Annotated in this window: 23 protein-coding genes and 1 pseudogene; 1 reads left to right on the top strand and 23 read right to left on the bottom strand. The window is 31.7% G+C overall.

Features of this window, described 5'->3' with window-relative positions:
* Positions 1 to 112: 112 nt before the first annotated feature.
* The 7 genes from AC4CVH_RS02470 to AC4CVH_RS02440 form a co-directional block, all read right to left on the bottom strand.
* Positions 113 to 820: a glycerophosphodiester phosphodiesterase gene (locus AC4CVH_RS02470; RefSeq protein ID WP_490786130.1), complete on the bottom strand. Its 708-nt coding sequence runs from the start codon at positions 818 to 820 to the stop codon at positions 113 to 115.
* 106 nt (positions 821 to 926) lie between these two features.
* Entirely contained in the window at positions 927 to 1,583 is a 657-nt protein-coding gene (gene phoU / locus AC4CVH_RS02465) for a phosphate signaling complex protein PhoU (RefSeq protein WP_490786129.1), read from the bottom strand.
* Positions 1,584 to 1,616: 33 nt separating this feature from the next.
* Positions 1,617 to 2,366, bottom strand: coding sequence for a phosphate ABC transporter ATP-binding protein PstB (pstB, locus tag AC4CVH_RS02460; RefSeq protein ID WP_490786128.1), 750 nt, complete (start codon positions 2,364 to 2,366; stop codon positions 1,617 to 1,619).
* 11 nt (positions 2,367 to 2,377) lie between these two features.
* Positions 2,378 to 3,265 carry a phosphate ABC transporter permease PstA gene (gene pstA, locus AC4CVH_RS02455; RefSeq protein ID WP_490786127.1) on the bottom strand — a complete coding sequence of 296 codons (888 nt, stop codon included), beginning with the start codon at positions 3,263 to 3,265 and terminating at the stop codon, positions 2,378 to 2,380.
* Positions 3,262 to 4,158, bottom strand: a complete 897-nt coding sequence (gene pstC, locus AC4CVH_RS02450; protein ID WP_490786126.1) for a phosphate ABC transporter permease subunit PstC — start codon at positions 4,156 to 4,158, stop codon at positions 3,262 to 3,264. Before pstC ends, pstA begins: the two co-directional genes overlap by 4 nt.
* A gap of 86 nt (positions 4,159 to 4,244) precedes the next feature.
* Positions 4,245 to 5,150 (bottom strand): phosphate ABC transporter substrate-binding protein, encoded by a 906-nt coding sequence (locus AC4CVH_RS02445; RefSeq protein WP_490786125.1) that lies wholly within the window; start codon positions 5,148 to 5,150, stop codon positions 4,245 to 4,247.
* 261 nt (positions 5,151 to 5,411) lie between these two features.
* Positions 5,412 to 5,540: a hypothetical protein gene (locus tag AC4CVH_RS02440; RefSeq protein ID WP_490786124.1), complete on the bottom strand. Its 129-nt coding sequence runs from the start codon at positions 5,538 to 5,540 to the stop codon at positions 5,412 to 5,414.
* A 238-nt stretch (positions 5,541 to 5,778) separates the two neighbouring features.
* Here AC4CVH_RS02440 and AC4CVH_RS02435 point away from each other — a divergent pair, with 238 nt between their 5' ends.
* A complete protein-coding gene (locus tag AC4CVH_RS02435; RefSeq protein ID WP_490786123.1) occupies positions 5,779 to 6,075 on the top strand; it encodes a helix-turn-helix domain-containing protein in 297 nt (98 codons plus the stop codon).
* A 25-nt stretch (positions 6,076 to 6,100) separates the two neighbouring features.
* Here AC4CVH_RS02435 and holA read toward each other — a convergent pair whose 3' ends face one another.
* From holA to AC4CVH_RS02355, 16 genes and pseudogenes are all read right to left on the bottom strand, one after another.
* Positions 6,101 to 7,048: a DNA polymerase III subunit delta gene (holA, locus tag AC4CVH_RS02430; protein WP_490786122.1), complete on the bottom strand. Its 948-nt coding sequence runs from the start codon at positions 7,046 to 7,048 to the stop codon at positions 6,101 to 6,103.
* The gene (gene dnaX / locus AC4CVH_RS02425) at positions 7,041 to 8,492 is read right to left on the bottom strand and encodes a DNA polymerase III subunit gamma/tau (protein ID WP_490786121.1); all 1,452 of its coding nucleotides are present in this window, start codon (positions 8,490 to 8,492) and stop codon (positions 7,041 to 7,043) included. Before dnaX ends, holA begins: the two co-directional genes overlap by 8 nt.
* 285 nt (positions 8,493 to 8,777) lie before the next feature.
* Complete coding sequence (locus AC4CVH_RS02420; RefSeq protein ID WP_490786120.1) at positions 8,778 to 9,833, bottom strand: DNA modification methylase; 1,056 nt, start codon at positions 9,831 to 9,833, stop codon at positions 8,778 to 8,780.
* Between the two features lies 1 nt (position 9,834).
* Positions 9,835 to 10,941, bottom strand: coding sequence for a DNA polymerase III subunit beta (gene dnaN / locus AC4CVH_RS02415; protein WP_490786119.1), 1,107 nt, complete (start codon positions 10,939 to 10,941; stop codon positions 9,835 to 9,837).
* A 307-nt stretch (positions 10,942 to 11,248) separates the two neighbouring features.
* The gene (locus tag AC4CVH_RS02410; protein WP_490786118.1) at positions 11,249 to 11,362 is read right to left on the bottom strand and encodes a YgiT-type zinc finger protein; all 114 of its coding nucleotides are present in this window, start codon (positions 11,360 to 11,362) and stop codon (positions 11,249 to 11,251) included.
* A gap of 236 nt (positions 11,363 to 11,598) precedes the next feature.
* Positions 11,599 to 11,838 carry a hypothetical protein gene (locus AC4CVH_RS02405; RefSeq protein WP_490786117.1) on the bottom strand — a complete coding sequence of 80 codons (240 nt, stop codon included), beginning with the start codon at positions 11,836 to 11,838 and terminating at the stop codon, positions 11,599 to 11,601.
* A gap of 348 nt (positions 11,839 to 12,186) precedes the next feature.
* Positions 12,187 to 12,858: a hypothetical protein gene (locus tag AC4CVH_RS02400; RefSeq protein WP_490786116.1), complete on the bottom strand. Its 672-nt coding sequence runs from the start codon at positions 12,856 to 12,858 to the stop codon at positions 12,187 to 12,189.
* 173 nt (positions 12,859 to 13,031) lie between these two features.
* A complete protein-coding gene (locus AC4CVH_RS02395) occupies positions 13,032 to 14,033 on the bottom strand; it encodes a C40 family peptidase (protein WP_490786115.1) in 1,002 nt (333 codons plus the stop codon).
* A 119-nt stretch (positions 14,034 to 14,152) separates the two neighbouring features.
* A complete protein-coding gene (locus AC4CVH_RS02390; RefSeq protein ID WP_490786114.1) occupies positions 14,153 to 15,583 on the bottom strand; it encodes an ATPase, T2SS/T4P/T4SS family in 1,431 nt (476 codons plus the stop codon).
* A 53-nt stretch (positions 15,584 to 15,636) separates the two neighbouring features.
* Positions 15,637 to 16,467, bottom strand: coding sequence for a S1 RNA-binding domain-containing protein (locus AC4CVH_RS02385; protein WP_490786113.1), 831 nt, complete (start codon positions 16,465 to 16,467; stop codon positions 15,637 to 15,639).
* A gap of 71 nt (positions 16,468 to 16,538) precedes the next feature.
* Positions 16,539 to 17,116, bottom strand: a pseudogene (locus tag AC4CVH_RS02380) (metal-dependent hydrolase).
* 1 nt (position 17,117) lies between these two features.
* On the bottom strand, positions 17,118 to 17,774 hold the full coding sequence (locus AC4CVH_RS02375) for an SAF domain-containing protein (protein ID WP_490786112.1): 657 nt from the start codon (positions 17,772 to 17,774) through the stop codon (positions 17,118 to 17,120).
* Between the two features lie 17 nt (positions 17,775 to 17,791).
* Positions 17,792 to 18,397, bottom strand: coding sequence for a hypothetical protein (locus tag AC4CVH_RS02370; protein WP_490786111.1), 606 nt, complete (start codon positions 18,395 to 18,397; stop codon positions 17,792 to 17,794).
* Positions 18,398 to 18,411: 14 nt separating this feature from the next.
* Positions 18,412 to 18,876, bottom strand: a complete 465-nt coding sequence (locus AC4CVH_RS02365; protein WP_490786110.1) for a hypothetical protein — start codon at positions 18,874 to 18,876, stop codon at positions 18,412 to 18,414.
* An 18-nt stretch (positions 18,877 to 18,894) separates the two neighbouring features.
* On the bottom strand, positions 18,895 to 19,116 hold the full coding sequence (locus AC4CVH_RS02360) for a hypothetical protein (protein WP_490786109.1): 222 nt from the start codon (positions 19,114 to 19,116) through the stop codon (positions 18,895 to 18,897).
* Positions 19,117 to 19,184: 68 nt separating this feature from the next.
* Positions 19,185 to 20,036, bottom strand: coding sequence for a hypothetical protein (locus AC4CVH_RS02355; RefSeq protein ID WP_490786108.1), 852 nt, complete (start codon positions 20,034 to 20,036; stop codon positions 19,185 to 19,187).
* Positions 20,037 to 20,052: the final 16 nt, after the last annotated feature.

Below are 20,052 nucleotides of genomic sequence, written 5' to 3'. Positions count from 1 at the left end.
AAACTTAATATTAAAGACAAAATAACAGACATTTTTACAAATTAATTCTACACATTTATATAACCTAGAATTAAATTATAAAATATATATTTGAGTACCTTTATCCTTTTGATTATTTCAATATTTTTGCAAGTATATCAGGATAATTTGTTATAATGCCATCCATTCCAAGCTCAATCATTTTAATCATATGTTTTTTCTCGTTTACAGTGTAGGAGTTTATTAAAACATGTTCCTTTTTTATAATGTTTACCATATTTTCATCCATGACAAGTGAAAACAGTGGATGAAGTGCATCCGCTCCCATTTTCTTTGCATATTTTTGAGGCTCATGTATTGGCAAACCATATAGCAAACCCGTTTTTATTCTCTTATCATATACTTTTACCTTTTTCATGGAATTATGATTGAAAGATGATAGTATCACCCTGTCCTGAAGCTTATATTTATATACTTCATCAATTACCTTTATTTCAAAATTCCTGTAGTCTATAACATTGTTTTTCAATTCTATATTAAGAATAATATTTTTATTCCTTATATAATCTAGAAGCTGTACAAGAGTTGGAATTTTTTCTCCAAGTCCCGCATCCAATTTTGAAAGTTCTCTATAACTGCAGTCTTTTATAAAACCTGTTCCATTTGTAGTCCTGTCTAATTTTTCATCATGACATATTACAATAGTTCCATCCTTTGTAACATGCACATCTGTTTCTATACCATCGGCCCCTGCCTCTACAGCTTTTTCAAATGCAAGCATTGTATTTTCAGGATATATCCCACTAAACCCCCTATGAGCTATATTCAAAATTTTCATCATAAAAAACTCCTTCTTTACTTTCTATTATATAACTGAATAGCATAATTATAAACAAATCTCAAATAAAAAGACTTCCAGAATAGCTCTGGAAATCCATTTTTATTTTTTATTCATTCAAATCCTTATGTTCACCTGTTACCAGATATATTGTACCTTCACATATATTTGTTACTCTATCTGCAATTCTCTCCAGATATTTGCATACAAACAGAAATTGTGTCATTTGATTTATTTTGGTTCTGTCTTTTGACATTATATGAATCATGCTTGAAAATACACTCTTAAAAATAGAATCTATATCATCATCCATGTCACAAACTTTGTATGCCATGTCAACATCTCTTGCCACGTAGGCATCGAGAGCCTTTTTTATCATACTGTCAACTACATCAGACATTTTAGGAATATCTGCAAGCTGATTTTCATATTTCTCTTCTTTAAGTCTCAATACCACCTTTGATATATCAACTGCATGGTCAGCCATTCTTTCGAGGTCAGTCACAAGTTTACTGGTTGTAAATATAGTCCTTAGATCTATGGCAAGCGGCTGTTCTTTGGCTATAAGCTTTATACACTTGTCGTCTATTTCCTTTTGAAGATTGTCAACCATATCATCATTTTGTATTGTCTCTTCTGCCAGTTTTAGATCATGTCCTACAAGAGCTTCGATACACTGATGAATTTGTTTTTCAACTATACTCCCCATTCTTAAAAGGTCATTATGCATTTCTTCAAGTTCATAGTCAAAACCTGATCTAGTCACAAATATCACCTCAAATTTCATATATTATATTTTTTAACCAAATCTTCCTGTAATATAATCCTCTGTTCTCTTGTCCTTGGGCTTATAAAATATATCCTCTGTCCTGCCGCTTTCAATTATTTCGCCATTTAGAAAAAACGCAGTTTTATCGGATATTCTGCCTGCCTGCTGCATATTGTGTGTAACTATTATTATAGTATATTTCTTTTTTAATACATCCATAAGTTCCTCTATCTTCAAGGTTGATATAGGGTCAAGTGCCGACGTAGGCTCATCCATTAAAAGCACCTCCGGTTCAACAGCCAGGGTTCTGGCAATACATATTCTCTGCTGTTGTCCACCGGAAAGTCCAAGTGCACTTCTGTCAAGTCTGTCTTTCACTTCATCCCATATAGCAGAACCTTTAAGACTCTTTTCCACTATTTCATCAAGCTTGTTTTTGCTCTTTATTCCATGTATACGCGGCCCATATGCCACATTGTCATATATGGACATTTGGAACGGGTTGGGACTTTGAAACACCATTCCCACTCTCTTCCTAAGCTCTATAACATCATAATTTTGATATATATCTTTTCCATCAAATATAACTTTTCCATTTATCTTTACAAAATCAATAAGATCATTCATTCTATTCAATGTCCTTAAAAAAGTTGATTTTCCACATCCTGATGGTCCAATAAGTGCCGTAACAGAATTTTCTTCAACCTTCAAGTTTACCTTTTTAAGTGCCTGAACATTTCCATAGTACAGGTCAAGATCCTTAGTTTCAACTATGTGCATTATTTTCCTCCCTACCTTTTGCCCGTATAAGCTTCATATATTTTTTTGCCGAGTACTCTTGCCAAAAGGTTGAACAAAAGTACCATAACAATTAAAACTGCAGATGACTTGTTCGCAATTTGAGCTGCATCAGGAACCATTCCCTCTGAATTCAACTTCCATATATAAACTGCCAGTGTTTCCGCAGGTCTGAACAGATTAAACGGAGAAGAACTGCTTAAAACAGCTGATGAACTAAAATCAAGTTTTGGAGCACTCATCCCTGCAGTGTACAAAAGTGCTGCAGCCTCTCCAAATATTCTTCCTGCAGCAAGTATGATTCCCGTTAAAATCTCAGGTATTGCAGATGGAAGTACAACCTTCCATATAGTCTGCCACCTAGTCGCACCCAATCCAAGACTTGCTTCCTTTACCGGTTTTGCAGCCTCTCGTATGGCATTCTCGCTCACACGGGTAAGTGCAGGCAGATTTAGAATGGATATTGCAAATGCACCTGATATAAGGGTAAATCCCCAGTTGGTCATACCAACAAATATAAGGAGCCCAAAAAGTCCAACTACAATAGACGGAAGAGATGCCATAGTTTCTATACACAGTCTCATCACATTTAAAAAAAAGCCCCGTTTTGCATATTCTGCAAGATAAATACCAGCACCCACTCCAAATGGAACACTTATAACAAGTGCTATAACCAGCATATAGAAAGAATTAAAAAGCTGCGGGCCTATTCCTCCTCCAGCTTCACCGAATTTTGCATCTCCAAAAAGAAAAGATGGTTTGTAAAATCCCGTCCCCTTTACCATGATATATATTATAAGTGCCGCTAGAAATATTATTATAAATCCAGATATGCCATAAAGCACACCGGTCCAAATTTTGTCCTTCATTTTGGCATTCACGATTTTACTTCACTCCTATTCCCAATAATTCTTATTATAACTATAAAAACAAAAGATATTATAAGCAGGAGCAGTGCGAGAGACCAGAGTGCATCATTCCACGCCGTTCCCGTAACCGTATTTCCCATATCCATGGTAAGTACACTTGTAAGCGTTGTGGTAGGTGAAGTAAGTTTATCCGGAAATTTCACAGAATTTCCTATGACCATTTGAACCGCCAGAGCCTCACCAAAAGCCCTTGCGAGTCCAAGTACAATCCCAGTGAGTATGCCGTTTTTAGCTGATGGAAGAATAACCTTAGATATAGTCTGCCACCTGGTTGCCCCCAGTCCATAAGAACCTTCAAGGTAACTTTTAGGTACGGTTTTAACCGCATCAGCAGATATACTTGCAATAGTTGGAAGTATCATTATACTTAGTACAAGTATTCCCGCAAGCAGGCTGAAACCTATTCCTCCAAAACTGAATTTCAAAAAAGGAAGTAATACACTAAATCCAACCCAGCCATATACAACAGAAGGTATTCCCACGAAAAGTTCAAGTGCCGGTTTTAAAATCTTGGATCCAATATTAGGTGAAATATAATTCATGAATACTGCCAGTGCTACACCAACAGGTGCACTTATTAAAACAGCTCCAAGTGAAACAAATGTTGAACCTGCTATAAATATCAGCGCTCCAAGTCTCGGGCTGTCACCTTCAGGATTCCAACTTGACTCAAATAAAAATTTTGTCAGAGGATATTCATGCTTTACAAATGTATTTATTCCCTTTGACGCTATAAATATAATAATAGCAAGAGTAAGTGCTATTATTACAATGCCGCAGAATATTGAAAACCCTCTTCCGATATATTCATTTTTTAGATTCTTATATAAAGATTTTTTATTCATTATATCAACCTCGAATTAAATAAGTATGTGCAACAAGGACAATAAGGCCGGACAAATACACCAATCCGACCTCTCTCAATCAAAATTTACTTTTGCTTCATATCACTCATTGGAATATATCCAAGTTTCTTTATAGTAGCCTTGTTTTCATCTTTCGACACGTAATCTATAAATGCTTTTGAAACTCCTGCTGCCTCTCCTTTTGTATACATGTGTTCATAAGACCAGAAAGGATATTTCCCATCTTCTATGTTTTTATCGGAAGCTTCAATACCTTCTATTTTTAAAGCTTTTACATTTTGCTTAACACTATCTGTAAGATATGAGAGTGCAAGATAACTTATGGAACCTTTTGTATTTTTTATTGCATTTTCTACATTTCCATTTGAGTCCTGAGTTGTACCAAGTCCCTCTTTTTCTTCTTTTCCACCCATTACTGTATCTTTAAATGTTGCCCTTGTACCTGACGACTTGGTTCTGTTTATAACATTTATCGGCATATTATCTCCGCCAACTTGATTCCAATTTGTTATTTCTCCTGTAAATATCTTCTGAATTTGTTCTTTTGTCATGCTGTCAACCTTGACACCTGAATTTGTGACTACTGCAAATCCTATTGCACAAACCTTATGATCAACTAATTTTTTTGCATCATCCTGAGACAGTTTTGTTTCTGCCGCTACATCCGAATTACCTATATTGGCCGTACCATCAAGTGCCAGTTTAAGTCCGGTACCACTTCCTCCACCCTGTACATTAACTGTAACCTTAGAGTTTTTCTCCATAAAAGATTTTCCAAGTTGTTCTGCAAGTGGCTGAAGGGCTGTTGAGCCTGCTAGCGTTATTGAACCCGACAACTTTTCAGATGATGCATTTGACGCACCGTCCTTTGAATCACTTCCGCTCTTGGTGGAACCACAACCTGCAAAAACTCCAACAGTCATGACAATTGCCATTGATGCAATGATAGCTCTCAATTTCACTTTTTTCATAATCGGTGTAAACCTCCTCAAATTTGTTAAATCTATAAATACAAGTGCTGTTTATGTCTACGTATATTATATTATTCCACCAAAGTTAAGCAGTTATTATTCTAATGTTAAATAAATTTAACACTATTATATGAATAACATTTTCGATAACCTCCATAATTTCCATGAATTAAGTACTTAAAAAGTTTATCTGCAAATAATATTTTAGTTTTTCCAAAATTATTTGCAGATTTTCTTTGAATTTTTGTCGTTTTTTTGCCGTCAAAAAATATTTTCAATGTTTTTATTAATTTTAGATATAAAAAATTTAAATATCATAATTTGTTTTTTCAATCTTAAATTTTCTTCTTTCAAATTCTTATTTTCTTTCATTAGTTCTTCTTTTGTCACAAAAATTCCCCCTCTAAATATAGAACATATGTTCTATTATCAGTTAATATATTAGCACAATTTTATTACAATATCTAGGCTATATACAAACAATTGCTATAATCAATATTATAATACAGAAAAGTATGACCCCTATTCATATTCACGACAAATTACTACAAATTATACATATTTGAAATAATTTGTAGTATATAGTAATCTAACATTATTACTGTAAAAAATAGAACGGTGTGATTAAGTGGAGGTAGAATACATATTATTTATAAAACATTTTAGAAAATTAAGAAATATGTCTCAGAAAAAATTAGCTAAAGAAGCTAAAGTTGACCAAAGTTATATCAGTAAGCTTGAAAAGTTAAAAACAGCTGACGATAAAAATAGCCCCAGCATACGAACTGTAATAAATATATCAATAGCTCTTGGAGTTTGCCCTTATATGCTAATGCATTTTAATATAAACTGTAAGCATAACTGCACATGTTCCTGCAATACTATTTATTATAATAACACCGATAAAAAAGAGATAAACATATAAATAATAGTTTATCTCTCTTCTAATTCTATTTTAGTCTTAGTATTAAAATTTCCAGTTCCGACCTAGTGTCTACTTGAGACACATTCATAATCTTTATCATTAGATCTCTGCACATCTGTAGATCATGTGAAAGATTATATATATTTAAATTTGAAGCAATTCCACAAAGCCTTTTACAGAAATACGGATGAAGTTTATATTCTTTTGCAATATTTTTAATAGACTTATTTGCCATAATCCCAGATTTGCAGTAAATCAACCTCTGATACTGCTTCATTATGCTTTTTATTATTTGAATAGGTTGAAAACCTGTATCCATAAGTATATTTAATGATTTAAGAGCGGCAATTTTACTGCTATCAGCAATATAATTCAATAAATCTAAAGTATCTTCTTCCTCAAGAGAAGAAAATACTTTTTTAATTGAAGCTATAGATATATTATCCATGAACTTTAATTTAAAAATATCATTTATTAACATATCCATGTTGGAATTTGCAGTTATCATAAAATCTATGCTTTCTTGATCTAACCTTATATCATTTGATCTTACAAATTCAGAGATGATTTTGAGTTTTTCCATACGTTCATCTCCATCCACAATAAGATTCATCCCCTGATTCTGCAGTTCCTTTAGTCTTTTGCTGATTTTTTCCCTTTTGTCCCGTTTATATAAATACAGAATTAGAACAGTAAAGTCAGGTAAATTCTTTACATACTTTTTGAGACATTTAAATATACCATACTTGTCTTTATAGTCATCATGTAAGAATTTGGCATTTATTGTTACAACTCTTTTCTTATCAAACAACAGAGGAAGTGTCTCACACTTCTCTATAATTTCTCTAGGATCTGAAATATTTGATATATCTATTTCTGAAACATTAAGTTGATTTATACCATCTTTAAATTTATTTATATTCTTTAAAATAGTGTACTCAGATCTTGAGTACACTATAATTTTATTATTCATTTAAATTACCTCCATGTATATTTATTTTCATGTCAGCTATTTTAGAAAATTTACAGAAACCCTGTACAATCCATTTATAACCTGACATAAGTATTTTTTTATTAGCATTATCTCTAGGAATAATTATTAATGATATATTTTTATCATCACTTATAACTAATTTCACAGTTGAAATGGTTAATGCTTGTCCAAGGTTCTTATAATAATTATTGCAGCTAGCAAATTTTGATATCATTGTTTTTTTAGCCTGTGATATTCTCTCCTTCTTTTCATTAAAATCACTATTCTGAGAATTAGAGTTTTCAATATAATGTGTTTCTTTAATAGGGGTATCAACATTAGTTTTATTATTCTCCAACTGTTTAGACCTCTGAGCTATACTCTCTGCTTTCCCTTTTAGAATAGAAGTTGATTTTATAACTGCAAGCTCCAGTGAAACCCTATCTCTCGTATCTATTTTCTGAAAAAGTTCTATGACACTTATAACATCTTCCTTTGAGCATTCCATCTTTAATAATCTAGATATATTTTCTTCTGTCATAGCAATGACAAGCGAAGATTCCTTGCCCATGACTTTTGACATAAGAATATTCCTTAGAAATCTGACGTAGTCTTTTATGAAAACATTGAAATCAACTCCAGATTCGTCCATATTATTTATTAGACTTAATCCATGTGGTATATTTTTTCTAAAAATATCTTTTGACAGTACAAACATATTTTCATTGCATGAGGTGCCAAGTAGTTCAGCTATATTTTTATATGAGATTTCATCTAAATCTTTGACCTGATCAAGTATACTGAGTGCATCTCTCATACCACCGTCTGCTACTTTTGAGATAAGTTGCAGGCTCGTATCATCTATATCTATAGATGATTTAATTGCAACATGTTTCAACCTTTTAAAAGTATTATTTAAACTAACCCTTCTGAAATTATATCTCTGGCACCTCGATAGAATAGTTGGTGGCAACTTCTGTGGATCTGTTGTTGCCAGAATAAATATAGTATTCTTAGGAGGTTCCTCCAGTGTTTTTAAGAAGGCATTAACAGCCTCCTGTGTAAGCATATGGACCTCGTCTAGTATGATAACTCTAAATTTAGATTCGGTTGTAGGATAATTAAGTGACGATATTATATTCCTCATATCTTCTATCTTTCTCTTTGACGCAGCATCCATTTCAATTACATCCAGACACGAACCGCTGTCAATCTTCCTGCACATTTCACATTCATTGCAAGGTTCACCATTCTTTGGATGAAGACAGTTAACTGCTTTTGCTAAGATCTTTGATAAAGTAGTTTTTCCTGTACCTTTAGGTCCATTGAATAAGTATGCATGAGCTACATTTTTAGCCTTAACCTGATTTCTCAATATCTCGGTTATGTGTCCCTGTCCTACTACATCGTTAAATCTCTTTGGTCTAAATTCGTTATATAACACCTATATTCCACCCTTCATTTTTATAAATTTAAAAAATTAGTTTAATTCAACTCTTTCAATCTTTTATTAGCCTAATGGCAAAAACTAAATATTATTCCAAAATGGACTAAACAAAATTTATCTTCTATAACTTAATATGCGGTATTTAAATGCAAAAAAATAAGAGCAGTCATAAAAAACCACTCTTAAATAAATTTTATTACCTTAAATCAATATACAAACTTTTACCCCATTCTCCTTTCTATAATATTCAACTTTCCAGTTCATATACTCTCCTCTATAATTTTATATACTTAAACTTATATACTCTTTATTAACAACAAAATCATTACAGCTATTTACAATCTGTCTGATTTTTTCCTTAACAAAATTATTATTTTTTGCTTTTGGGTGGTCCTTTAACTCCATATATATCTGCTTTCTTGAAGCTTTACCTCCAAAGTGCTCAATTACACTCTGTATTAGTGATCTCCAAGTTATCCTCGTACACTTCTTAATATCTTTATCTACGTTAGTGACATGTATACATTTGATTATATACTCGTCATTCTTTCTTAAAACAACTATATACTCATGTTCAATAGGTATAAATCTATTATTATATATGGTCCTTGAGCTATTATAATTAAATTGTTTTTTTATCATGATATCTTCTATATCACCATAAAAGTCCATGGATTTAAACATACAATAATAATCTCCACGGAACCTACTATCCCCGATGAGCATTATTAATCTGCCATTTTTTCTAAGCGCCTGATACATCTTAGACTGTGCAAGGTTAACAGCGGCGGTAAACTTATCTTTATCATTTATTCTGCTCATATCGTACTTATTTGGCCCACCCCACATAACTCCGCTGTATACAGGCATTTTGGAACCTAGAAAAACAAAGTACGGGAAGTGACAGAAAATCATATCAAAGCTTTGGTCAAAATCATCCTTCAATATATTAAATCCACCAAATTTAGGATTTAAGTCCAGTGAAATCTGGTTTATTCCAAACTTTTTTGCCACATCACCAGAGGTATCAGATCCACACATGGGATCTAATACTTTCTTAGGCTTGAAATAATCATATAAATCTTTAACAAGCAGTCCTGAGCAATTACCTCTATATGTTGAATCGCCGTAATCTCCCCTTGAAAAATGTTCTATTATACTTGTAAGTCCCACTTTTACAGGAGGTTTATTTATAGATGTTAATGATTTAGTATATTTTTCTCCATTCTTATATTCCAGCACAGCTTCCTTATCACCACTTGGATATTCTTTCAATGTCGCATTTATCGTATTTTTCAAATATGGATATATTGCCTTAATATCATTCTCTGACAACATGTTAATTTTCCCCTTTCACAAGTCTTACAGGAAGTACAATTCCAGTGTAATCACTAATTTCTTTCTTATTAATAACAACTGGAGATATGCTGTTAGAAAGCTTAAATTCCAGTTCTTCCTCATCTAAAGACATGAGCATATCACAAAGATATTTTAGATTGAAAGCGATATTTAACTCAGGACCTTTGAAGTCCTTTATAAAAATTTGTTCATTTACATTTCCAAGTGAAGAAGAAGCTAATAAGGTTACTATCCCTTCTTTTGAAAATGTTAGTTCAACCAGTTTGCTTTTCTCGGTAAGTACAGCAGATGCCCTATTTAATAGAGCCAATAATTTTTGCCTGTTAATTGTGCAGGTAGTTTTACTGTTATCATTAATTATTTGTCTGTAAGAAATATACTGTCCTTCCAACGGCACACTTGTCATATCAACAGAAGCAAATATAAATTCAATTTTATTTGATGATATTTTCATCACTACATTTTCATCATCATTTTCAAGCAACCTCTGCAGCTCTAGAGCTGATTTTTGAGGTACTACACAGGAAATCGTTTCTTCAGAATCAACCGGTATACTTGATACTGCCATTCTAAATCCATCAAGCCCAACCAGCGTTAACATTCCATCTTTTATTTCAAATAATATTCCAGTGAGTATAGGCCTTGTTTCATCATGAGCTGCTGCAAATATAGTTTCTTTTAAAGCTCTTTTAAGCTCCTCAGAAATAATGTTTACAGTTACAGTTATACTATCTGAAATTTCCTTTTCTTTTGGAAATTTATCTACTTCTTTACACATAACGCTGGACTTAGATCTCCCGCATGATATTGACACTTTATTTTCCTCTGTCTTAACTAAAATTTGATTTGATGCAAGTGCTTTTACATATGACAGCAGAAACTTTGAATCTATAAGAGCTTCTCCATCTTCAAAGTCCATACATACAAAAGATGTTCTTATAGTTGTGATAATATTAGTACATGTGAGATTAACTTGTCCATTATTTACTTCAATTAAAACACAGTTTAAATTCTCTTCTTTTCCCGCTGCTCTAACAATTTTTTCTAACGAATCCTGCAATACACTTTTTTCTACTCTAAATAACATAATACATTCCACCTTTTATTTTTATAAATTTTATTAGTCTAATGACCAAAACCAAATATTGTTCCAAAAAAACTTAAAAAATATCTTATATAACTTAATATGTGGTATTTGAGTATAAAAAAATAAGAGCGGCTATAAAAACCTCTCTTCACTCTTATTTTTAAGATATAATTACTATCTTTTAAAAATATTATGCAACTATTTCTGAATAATTCACTAGCAATATTTCAGCCTTATTTTTTCTTACTTCTTCTACTATATTCTCTATTTTTAATGCAATATCATTTGAAATATAATATTCTCCACATTATTTACAAACATTTGCTAGAATACCTTTAATTATTATACTATGCCCGTGTAAATCAATTATATGGTTAATTCGATCATGTATCAAATCACCTTTACACAAAACACAATTCATCCTTAAATCACTTCCTTCTTGCCTTTAAATTATTATACCATTTGTCTGTATCAGGATAATACGTTATCGCCATTATACCTCAAAATCCATCTACGAAGTGTTTGAATTCATATACTTTTACATCAAAAGAATATTTTGGTTTTGTAGAAATAGAAAAACCCCCTTAAAGTAATTTTGGTTATTTGCCATATCTACTTTAAGAGGATCATATCAAAAACCCATCTTATTTTTGAAACTTAACTATAAATTTTTTCAGTATTTCCTATTAATTGTCTAATGTCATCAACTTTTCTGAAAGGAGCATATTCTCCATAAACTTTGCACATTGAATCATAACTAGGTGCGTTTAATATACCAAGCTGATAGTCAATATTTCTATTTTCTTTCAAAACTTCAATAGCATTTTTCATAGATGTTTCCAATATAGCAGTATATTTTTCTCTTTTTTTTCTAGTAAATAAATACACTTTAGACATATTACTCACCTCCATAGTATGAATACAAAAAATCATATAAATATTGTAAAAATGTTATTTTAATTTCATTAGGTGCACAAGGAATTTTATTCATCCAATTTCGCAGTTGCAAGCTATATTTCAGTAAGTTCCCAGTGTTATTTTTTTGTATATTATATCATGGGTATAAAAGTTTAGTAAAGCATCTTCCAAGTTCCAAATTTGAATTTCTATCGGAAAGCATCTGGAATTTTGCTTAAAATAAATGTGTATTCCTCTATATCCATCATCTATACGTTTGGGATTTTGATAGAAATTTACTATACTTATATTATAAGGTATTAACTCTTTAATAGCTTATACCAAAGTCTATATCTCGGCTTCCATAACATTTCCTCCCTGAATAACCTGCATCTTAGCTGATTGTGACTCATTACGTATTCTCTGCTCCATTTTATTTCTTACTTGAATCATCTTGCTCATATTTATAATTTCAAAATGTTCGATGTAGTCTCTAACCTCATTCATCTTAATTATAAATTCCATTTCTGACATATAGACGGCAGATTTACTTGTCTCAATATAAGAACCCTTCTTTATTATGCTTCCTCCCGTTTGATTTTTAACAGCTATACCTTTACCATTCACAATTTCAACAGTCCAAGGATTCTGCATTTTTTCCTGATATTTGATTAGTAGACCGCTAACACTTGAATACCCTTCTTCATCTTTCTTATGGAAGTTTATTTTTTGCTCCTTTATTCCATTTACAAATAGATCCTTCCTATTAGACAAAATCTGCAAGGATATTGCTTTCATTACACTTGGATCTACATTGTGTTTTAAAACAATAGTCTTGTCCTTATTTCCATTTGTAAAATCCACGATAGTGATATTTATTTTAGATATTTTGCTATGAACAGTTGATTTATTTATCCCAAAAGGTCCTTGAAAGTTATTGAAATGCATATTGTCATTAAATTCAATTATTTTTGTCTTATTCGCTGATTTTGTAATTTGTTTTAAATTTTCGATTGCCATAATATATTCCACCTTTTTCAATTTTTTATTAGCCTAATGACCAAAACTAAATATTGTCCCAAAAGGACTTAAACAAAAATTATCTTCTATAACTTAATATGTGGTATTTGGGCACAAAAAAATAAAAGCGGTTATAAAAAATCGCCCTTATTTTCTTCTTATTTTTTTATGCCTTAGTTTACTCTGGAAGCTGATGTGTAATTGTAGAGAGTTGCAATTTTAACAACATCCCCAGTGTGTGGTGCTTCAATATATCTGCCATTACCTACGTACATACCAACATGATACGCAGGTTTTCCGAAAAACACTAGATCTCCAGGTTGCAAATCTTCTCTATCTTTTATCTGTACACCACAGTTTTGTTGATCCTCAGATACTCTCGGCAGATTTATACCAAAATGTGCATAAACATACTGTATAAACCCTGAGCAATCAAAACCCGACGGTGTTGTACCTCCCCAGACATACGGTACTCCAAGAAAATTCATTGCATAGTTAACAATACCGTTATATGATGAACTACCTCTTGAAAGAGAAATATACTTACCCTGTGAAGTATTACTTACATTTAAAGAATTAATAAGCACCTTCTTGTTATATTTTTGGGTTTTAAGCTGAGTCGTTTCTTTTATAATATTATCTTTAACTTCTGATATTTTGTCTTTATCATTATTTAATTTCCTTGATATCTCATCTTTTGACTTTTTAGCATCCTGAAGCTTATGAAGATTAGCATTGTCATGATCTAGTATTATTTTTGCAAATGATACTCTTGAAATCAGTTCATCAATGTTTTTAGATGAAATTAGTAATTCAAAATAATCTTCTGGAAAATTGTTTACATACATAGCTCTTAATCTCTTGTTATAAATTGAATTTGAAGATTTTATCTCTGCATTAAGTAATTTAATATTTTTATTATTTGCATCTATTGATTTATTCAATTTCTGCAGCAAAAGATCATATTTTTTGAGAGAATCCGTATTTTCCTCAATTTTATGATCCATAATCTCAATTTGATTTTCAACAGAATCATTCCAATTTTTATACTCATTTGATGATACATTAGTTGTGGAATTAGTTTGGACTGATGGAGATGCATTTACATGAAACGTAATATTTATTCCAAGTATAGACGAGATCAGTAGAGTATATATGATCTTTTTCTTAATCAAATTTATCACACCTTTCCAAGTAATTTCTATACAATATTGTACTATCAGAAAGGTAGTGAAAAATTTGACTCATTCTTGGTTTATTCTTGGGATTAAAATTGGATTTTTCTTGGATCCTTTTATATGCCCATCTTTTTATACAGTTCATAAAGCTCACGTTCGTGTTCTTCCGTAAATTCATATTCAAAGGCACGTTCTATGAATTTTTTGGATATCCTGTTAACAGATATTAGTTCTTTTCTCTTCCTTGTATACTCAAACAATGTATTTAATTCATATGGTTTTTTATAATCATCCGGTTTGAATATAAGTTCCGAAACTTGTTTTATATACCTGTGACCTGTATTTCTGTCAAGTGAAAGGTAAATGAGTATATCTACCGCTCTCGCTATATCATAGAGTGCCGCTCCTTCACTTTTATATATATTCCCTTTAAGTAACATATTTTTATAATCATATATAAAATCCTGATTCGATGAAGTGTGAAAACTTCCCATACTACCCCTATTCTGCCTTGTCATTGCTTCAAGTGTTATATAAGCTTCCTCAGGAGACCTTACCTCTCCATCAATTATTATATCCCTTCCCATTCTAAGTGCAGTTTTAAAACAATCTTCCGGTGATCTTAACACGGAAAACCTTAAATTTTTAACATCCTTGTCCGGAAAATATTTAAGAATATCGAGCTCCATAGTTGATTCTATAGTAAGAATTGATACGTTCTTCGGTATAGAACCTATAAGACGCATAAGATATGTAGTTTTACCTGTACCCTGTCCACCTAGTACAAAAATATTAGGCCTTCCATTCAATACTAAATCCATAAATGTCTCCATATATGAATTTGAAGTTTTTGAGTCTATAAGTATATCCTTTGAAAAAAAGCTCGTACCAGTATATCTAACATTCAAAGAATAATAACGGCTGTATGGCGGCATTATCGCTGTGAGCCTTGCACCACATAAATTATCACTCAGTACTTCTGGATGTTCTGGATCTAGATTATCCATATCCTCATGTGACACACTTCTTTTTATTATTTTTTCATAAGTATTTTCATTTTTAAAGAATAATTTCTCAATTCTCTCCTTCTGACCATTTATCTGTAGACTTATAAATTCTTTAGTATTGAGGGATATTTCATTTAATCCTTCAATATTGTTATAGTAATATGAATCTATTACAGAAAGACCATAAAGCTCCTGGTACATTATCTGAACTAATAAATTTATTTTTGAATCAATATCATCATCTTTATCTATGCACATTGAATTTATAATCCTGCTAAAGTCCGGATTTTTACCTGTATACAGCGGTAAAAAATAGTTTATATGATACTGATTTATCAGTATATCAATTGTATCTAAATTTAGATATCTTCTTGTATATTTTAAAATGGCTTCTTTTAATATTCCTTTACTTGAGCGATCTCCAAAAGCGGCACATTCCTTTATAGAAGTTAAGTTTTTAATGTTTAAACTATTATCTATTACAATATCATCCATGAATCTGAGAAGCCTGTCAAGCGTTTCTATCTTATAAAGTTCCAATTTTATATCCTCCAAATAATAATATTAGGGACGGCACAAGCCATCCCCTTACACTATCTAAACTTTCGTACTTCTCTTACAAAACTTCCTGCTAAATTTCTGCTTGGAATATCTATATTTTTTATCTTTACAACAAACAAATCTCCTTGTTCTGGAGTAAAAGAATTCCAGTGAGGATATGGACACAAGACACGTATTCCTTTCAAATTTTTTAGTTCCAGGAATATACCATATGGCATTATGCCTGTTACAGCAGCTTCATAAAGACTATTCTTGGTAACTTTTTTAATATTCTTAATGTATGGATCTTCAACAGCCCTCTTTATTGATACCATCAGTTTGTTATTTTCAAGGTCAAATTCCGTAATTTTAGCTTTCTTTACATCGCCAATTTGTATGGTATCTCTTAGATCGTAAATATAACACCAGTCCACTTCTTCTTTTGGTATTCTTATTTCCCTTCCATATACTTCAAGATATGCTGTGCTACGACCGATTCCAACTATTCTTGCAGGTACTATATCACCAATTTTATGTTTTGGAAGTTCAATTTTTTCCCTCAGTTTCATAGCTTTTTCTCGTGATGCTACAGCATTGTCTTCATCTACAATTTCTGTTATTACAAAATCTATAACGGAACCAACCATGGTTTTCATTATAGTAAATATTTCTTTTACATCATCGCGCTTTATGTTCATTTCATTTGCGGGTATAAATATTTTGTACTCACCGTAGAATATTATTCCGCATGGTATTTTCACTTCTTTAACTCCTTCTTCTGTATTTCTGTTTTTCTTTATAAGCTCAACAGATGAAAGTTCTCCAGTAAGAACTTTTCCTGTCTGTCTGCTTGCACTAATATCTTGTATAAACTGTTCTATCACATAAATCATCCCTTCACCGTTTAATATTTTTTATTTTTCAAATCTTTACTATATATTTTAAAAACTGCTTTTTAGGTTTTTAAGGTGAATACAATAAAACATAAGCTGCAGGTAACTAACATAAGGTTGTTAACTATTCCACTAGATTTACATATTTTAAATGAATATGAACCTTTAAATGGGAACAAAAGAGCTTCTCCTTGAAAATTCAAAAGGTCTATCAAGATATGACTTATATAGCCTATGATAAACCACATACACAGCGGTTTGTATATGATATAAATTCCATATGAAAAATCGAAAGTCCAAGTATGCTGTGAGAGTACATTCTGTGGCCTGTAAATTTTGAAAAACAAGCTGAAACTAGCAAAAGAAATAATCCGATAAGTTTAAAATGATATTTGTATAATATGAATTGAGATTTAAAATAAAAAGATGCAACTAGGAGACTTGAAAGAAGTATTAACGATGTGTATATGAATTTTGTTTTGATATATTTTGAAACCATACTGTTTCTCAAATCTATATCCGGTATAATTCCGCCAATCATAGCACCGGACATGATTAATGGATTCATAGGAATTTTACATTTAAAAGATATTATCGCAGCAGAAGCAAGTGCCGCCGATATATGGGTTTTCCCAAGCATATTAGTTTGTACCCGGATTAAGTCTTCCTATCTTGAATGTACCTTTATCTTGTGCATTTGCAACTTGAAGCATCTGTTTCCTTGTCCCAACAAAGCTAATACCTGTTGCAAGTGAATTTTCATCTCCTGGCTTTAAAAATTTACCCTCACTGTCTATTGCTCCAAGAACCTTTATCTTATCTACAAGGTTAACTGTCTTAGGATTTTGATTTGAATTTGAAGATTTTGGGGTATAGTCAAGTGTAACTAAGTCACCTTCCCTGTATGTTCCTGCATAGTTGTCGAGGAGCTGTGTATTTATTGAGAATTCAACCTGATCTGCTTTTATTTTTAAAGCTTTTGCTTGGGGATCATTTTCATCTACAAGTCTGTTTTTATTTATATATTCACCTTTATAAATTGAACTTTTTACAATTTTTCTAACTTTAGTAATATTATCACTAGATTTCAAAACATCACTGGTAGTATCTGAAATTTTTATATTCTTGATTTTGGAGTTTTTAGAGTTTAATTTACTGCCGGGACTAATGTTTGTAGTTGCAACATAGACTTTTTCAGTTGGTTCATATGTCACAGCTTTTTTCTCAATAGAGAAGATGGTACAACCTATTAGAACTGCAGCTACGGCGCTTATAGCCATAATTTTTTTATTTTTCAACACTTACACATCCTTTCTCACTTAATTTTTATCGGTCCGCTGAGAAAATCATCATAGGACTCTATATCTAAATTTTTCACATTTGAAGTTCCATTATTTTCAGCCTTAAATACTGTATTTGTATTCAAGTTTATTTTTGAATATATTGATGTTCCCTCAACAGATTTTCCATTAGGTGTAACTGCACTTGATACACCATCTTTGGACTTTACAAAAGTTCCATTTGAAAAATCCCATTCAGTAATCTTATTATCTTTTACACTATACAATCTAACATCTTTTATAGTTACTTTACCTACAACAGATTTATTGGCAGATATGCTTGTCATATTGCTGTCCAGCGCATAATTCTTTATGAGATACTCTTTAAATGCATTAAATACCGGAACTATATCCCTATCCTTGAATGTTATTTTCCCCTCTCTTGCAAGAACTTCTTGGTCAATATTCCTTGCAACTGCAAGATTTGACGCATCAAGCTGGTTTTTAAATCTTGAATACTTGTCATTACCTATAATGTTCTCGTACATAAGAAAACAAAATACTCCAATGAATAAAATTATCATAATAACAAGCGGGAATAGCTGAACAGCCCCCTTTTTCTTATTTAAAATCAATTTCAAATTACCACCCCCGCTTAATGGTCAATTATCTTTATTTTCTTGCTTGTTGTTGTCCAGTGTACAGTTATCGGCATAACATCTCCAGTATCTGTCCGAACCTGCGTCCACCCAACAAGATGATACCTTTTAGGCGTATAAGAATAGGTTAATGTAAGACTTATAGGATCACCATAATTCGTATAATTAGTATCATCAGCAGTACTGGAGGGAGTAATCTTTAGGTTACTCTCTTTAAAACCACTCATATTGCTAAAGGAATTCACGATATAGTTTCTTGTGGTTTGTGTCATTCCCCCATCTGTTTCCATCCTAAGAGAGGCTTGTCTTGCAACTTGATGGAGCTGCAGATTTATAAAGAATGGCTTTAAGTCAATTATCATAACAAATGTTATAATCGTTATAATAAATACTCCAATTAAAGTACCCATTGCTGTAGATATAAAACCTTTTTTCCTTCGGGGAAACAGCTTTTTTAACATCTAAATTCCTCTTTTCGTTTAGTTAAATGGATCAGTTATATGTCCAAACAGTGGCCCTGTTACGAATTCATCTACAAGTGTTGCGAGGTCTTTCCATGGCAGCTCTTTAAGTGCTATAATTATAGCAATCATAACGACACATACAGCAACTATGCCAAGTGGATTTGAAATATCTCCTCTCTTTTTTCTTAATAATACTTTTCTTGGAAGTGATAACAAACATTTTAAATTTCTTAACATAATTTTCTCCTTTCATCTTTGAAATTTTTTAAATTTATTTTTAAATCTAAAAATTAGATTTTATAAGCTTAGAATATTTGCGTAAAACTTGAAGTTAGTTGTGTTCCAAAACTATAAAGTACAAGAGGTGCTATTCCAAGTAGAAATAATCCACCTACAAGTCCAATCCACATTCCAACCTCTTTAGTCTTTAGTGATATTCTTGTCAATGCAGCATCCTTTAAAAGCTCACTCTGACTGTCAAGAAGCTCTCTCGATTTTCCAGTAATAACAGCTTGCTTTAAGGCAATTACAAGACTGTCTATTTCTGCGAGGTTAAAGTTACTGGCAAACTTATCAAGTACCGCAGGAATATTTTTTGTAAGAGAAATTTCTATAGAAAGTTCCATAAGTTTTTCTTTAAGTCTCCTGCATTTTGCTATAGAAAACGCCTCCATTAATGCAATTCCCATATCCATACCCGCTGCACCTGATTGTATATTAAGTATGTCTGTAATATTCGGGAGATCACCCAGTATTTCAGCTTTCTCTTTTTGGGATATGGATTTTATCATAACATCAGGGAAAATAATCATTACAGCCAATATCACAATAGTAGAAAAACTCATTTCTCCTGAAATTGTGAATAAAATAAGCATTACAAGCATGAAAAACTTATAAACATAATAGCTAAATCCATTTATTTTTAACGGATTGCCTAACTTCTTCAGCTTCTCATCCTTTCTTTCAATAACATTTTTAGCTTTGTCATTTTTTTCGATGTACCGTTTAAATCTGTCAAAAGTAGATTTAGAGCGGATTTTATATTCTCCTCTTGCCTCCTGAACCCGTTTGTTATTCTTAAAATAGATTTCTTCTATTGCGGAGTAAGCTATAAAAAACGCTATAAACAAAAAGACTATCTTTAATATAAAAAGCACTGTATCACCACCTTTA

Source organism: Clostridium pabulibutyricum, assembly GCF_058242705.1.
The sequence above is the reverse complement of the archived record's forward strand: the minus strand, read 5'-3'. Positions and strand labels throughout refer to the sequence as shown.

Coding starts and splice junctions, on each gene's coding strand:
- AC4CVH_RS02470 (WP_490786130.1), bottom strand. CDS start 820: ATGATGAAAATTTTGAATATAGCTCATAGGGGGTTTAGTGGGATATAT.
- pstB (WP_490786128.1), bottom strand. CDS start 2,366: ATGCACATAGTTGAAACTAAGGATCTTGACCTGTACTATGGAAATGTT.
- pstC (WP_490786126.1), bottom strand. CDS start 4,158: ATGAATAAAAAATCTTTATATAAGAATCTAAAAAATGAATATATCGGA.
- AC4CVH_RS02445 (WP_490786125.1), bottom strand. CDS start 5,150: ATGAAAAAAGTGAAATTGAGAGCTATCATTGCATCAATGGCAATTGTC.
- holA (WP_490786122.1), bottom strand. CDS start 7,048: ATGAATAATAAAATTATAGTGTACTCAAGATCTGAGTACACTATTTTA.
- AC4CVH_RS02420 (WP_490786120.1), bottom strand. CDS start 9,833: ATGTTGTCAGAGAATGATATTAAGGCAATATATCCATATTTGAAAAAT.
- dnaN (WP_490786119.1), bottom strand. CDS start 10,941: ATGTTATTTAGAGTAGAAAAAAGTGTATTGCAGGATTCGTTAGAAAAA.
- AC4CVH_RS02410 (WP_490786118.1), bottom strand. CDS start 11,362: ATGAATTGTGTTTTGTGTAAAGGTGATTTGATACATGATCGAATTAAC.
- AC4CVH_RS02405 (WP_490786117.1), bottom strand. CDS start 11,838: ATGTCTAAAGTGTATTTATTTACTAGAAAAAAAAGAGAAAAATATACT.
- AC4CVH_RS02400 (WP_490786116.1), bottom strand. CDS start 12,858: ATGGCAATCGAAAATTTAAAACAAATTACAAAATCAGCGAATAAGACA.
- AC4CVH_RS02365 (WP_490786110.1), bottom strand. CDS start 18,876: ATGTTAAAAAAGCTGTTTCCCCGAAGGAAAAAAGGTTTTATATCTACA.
- AC4CVH_RS02360 (WP_490786109.1), bottom strand. CDS start 19,116: ATGTTAAGAAATTTAAAATGTTTGTTATCACTTCCAAGAAAAGTATTA.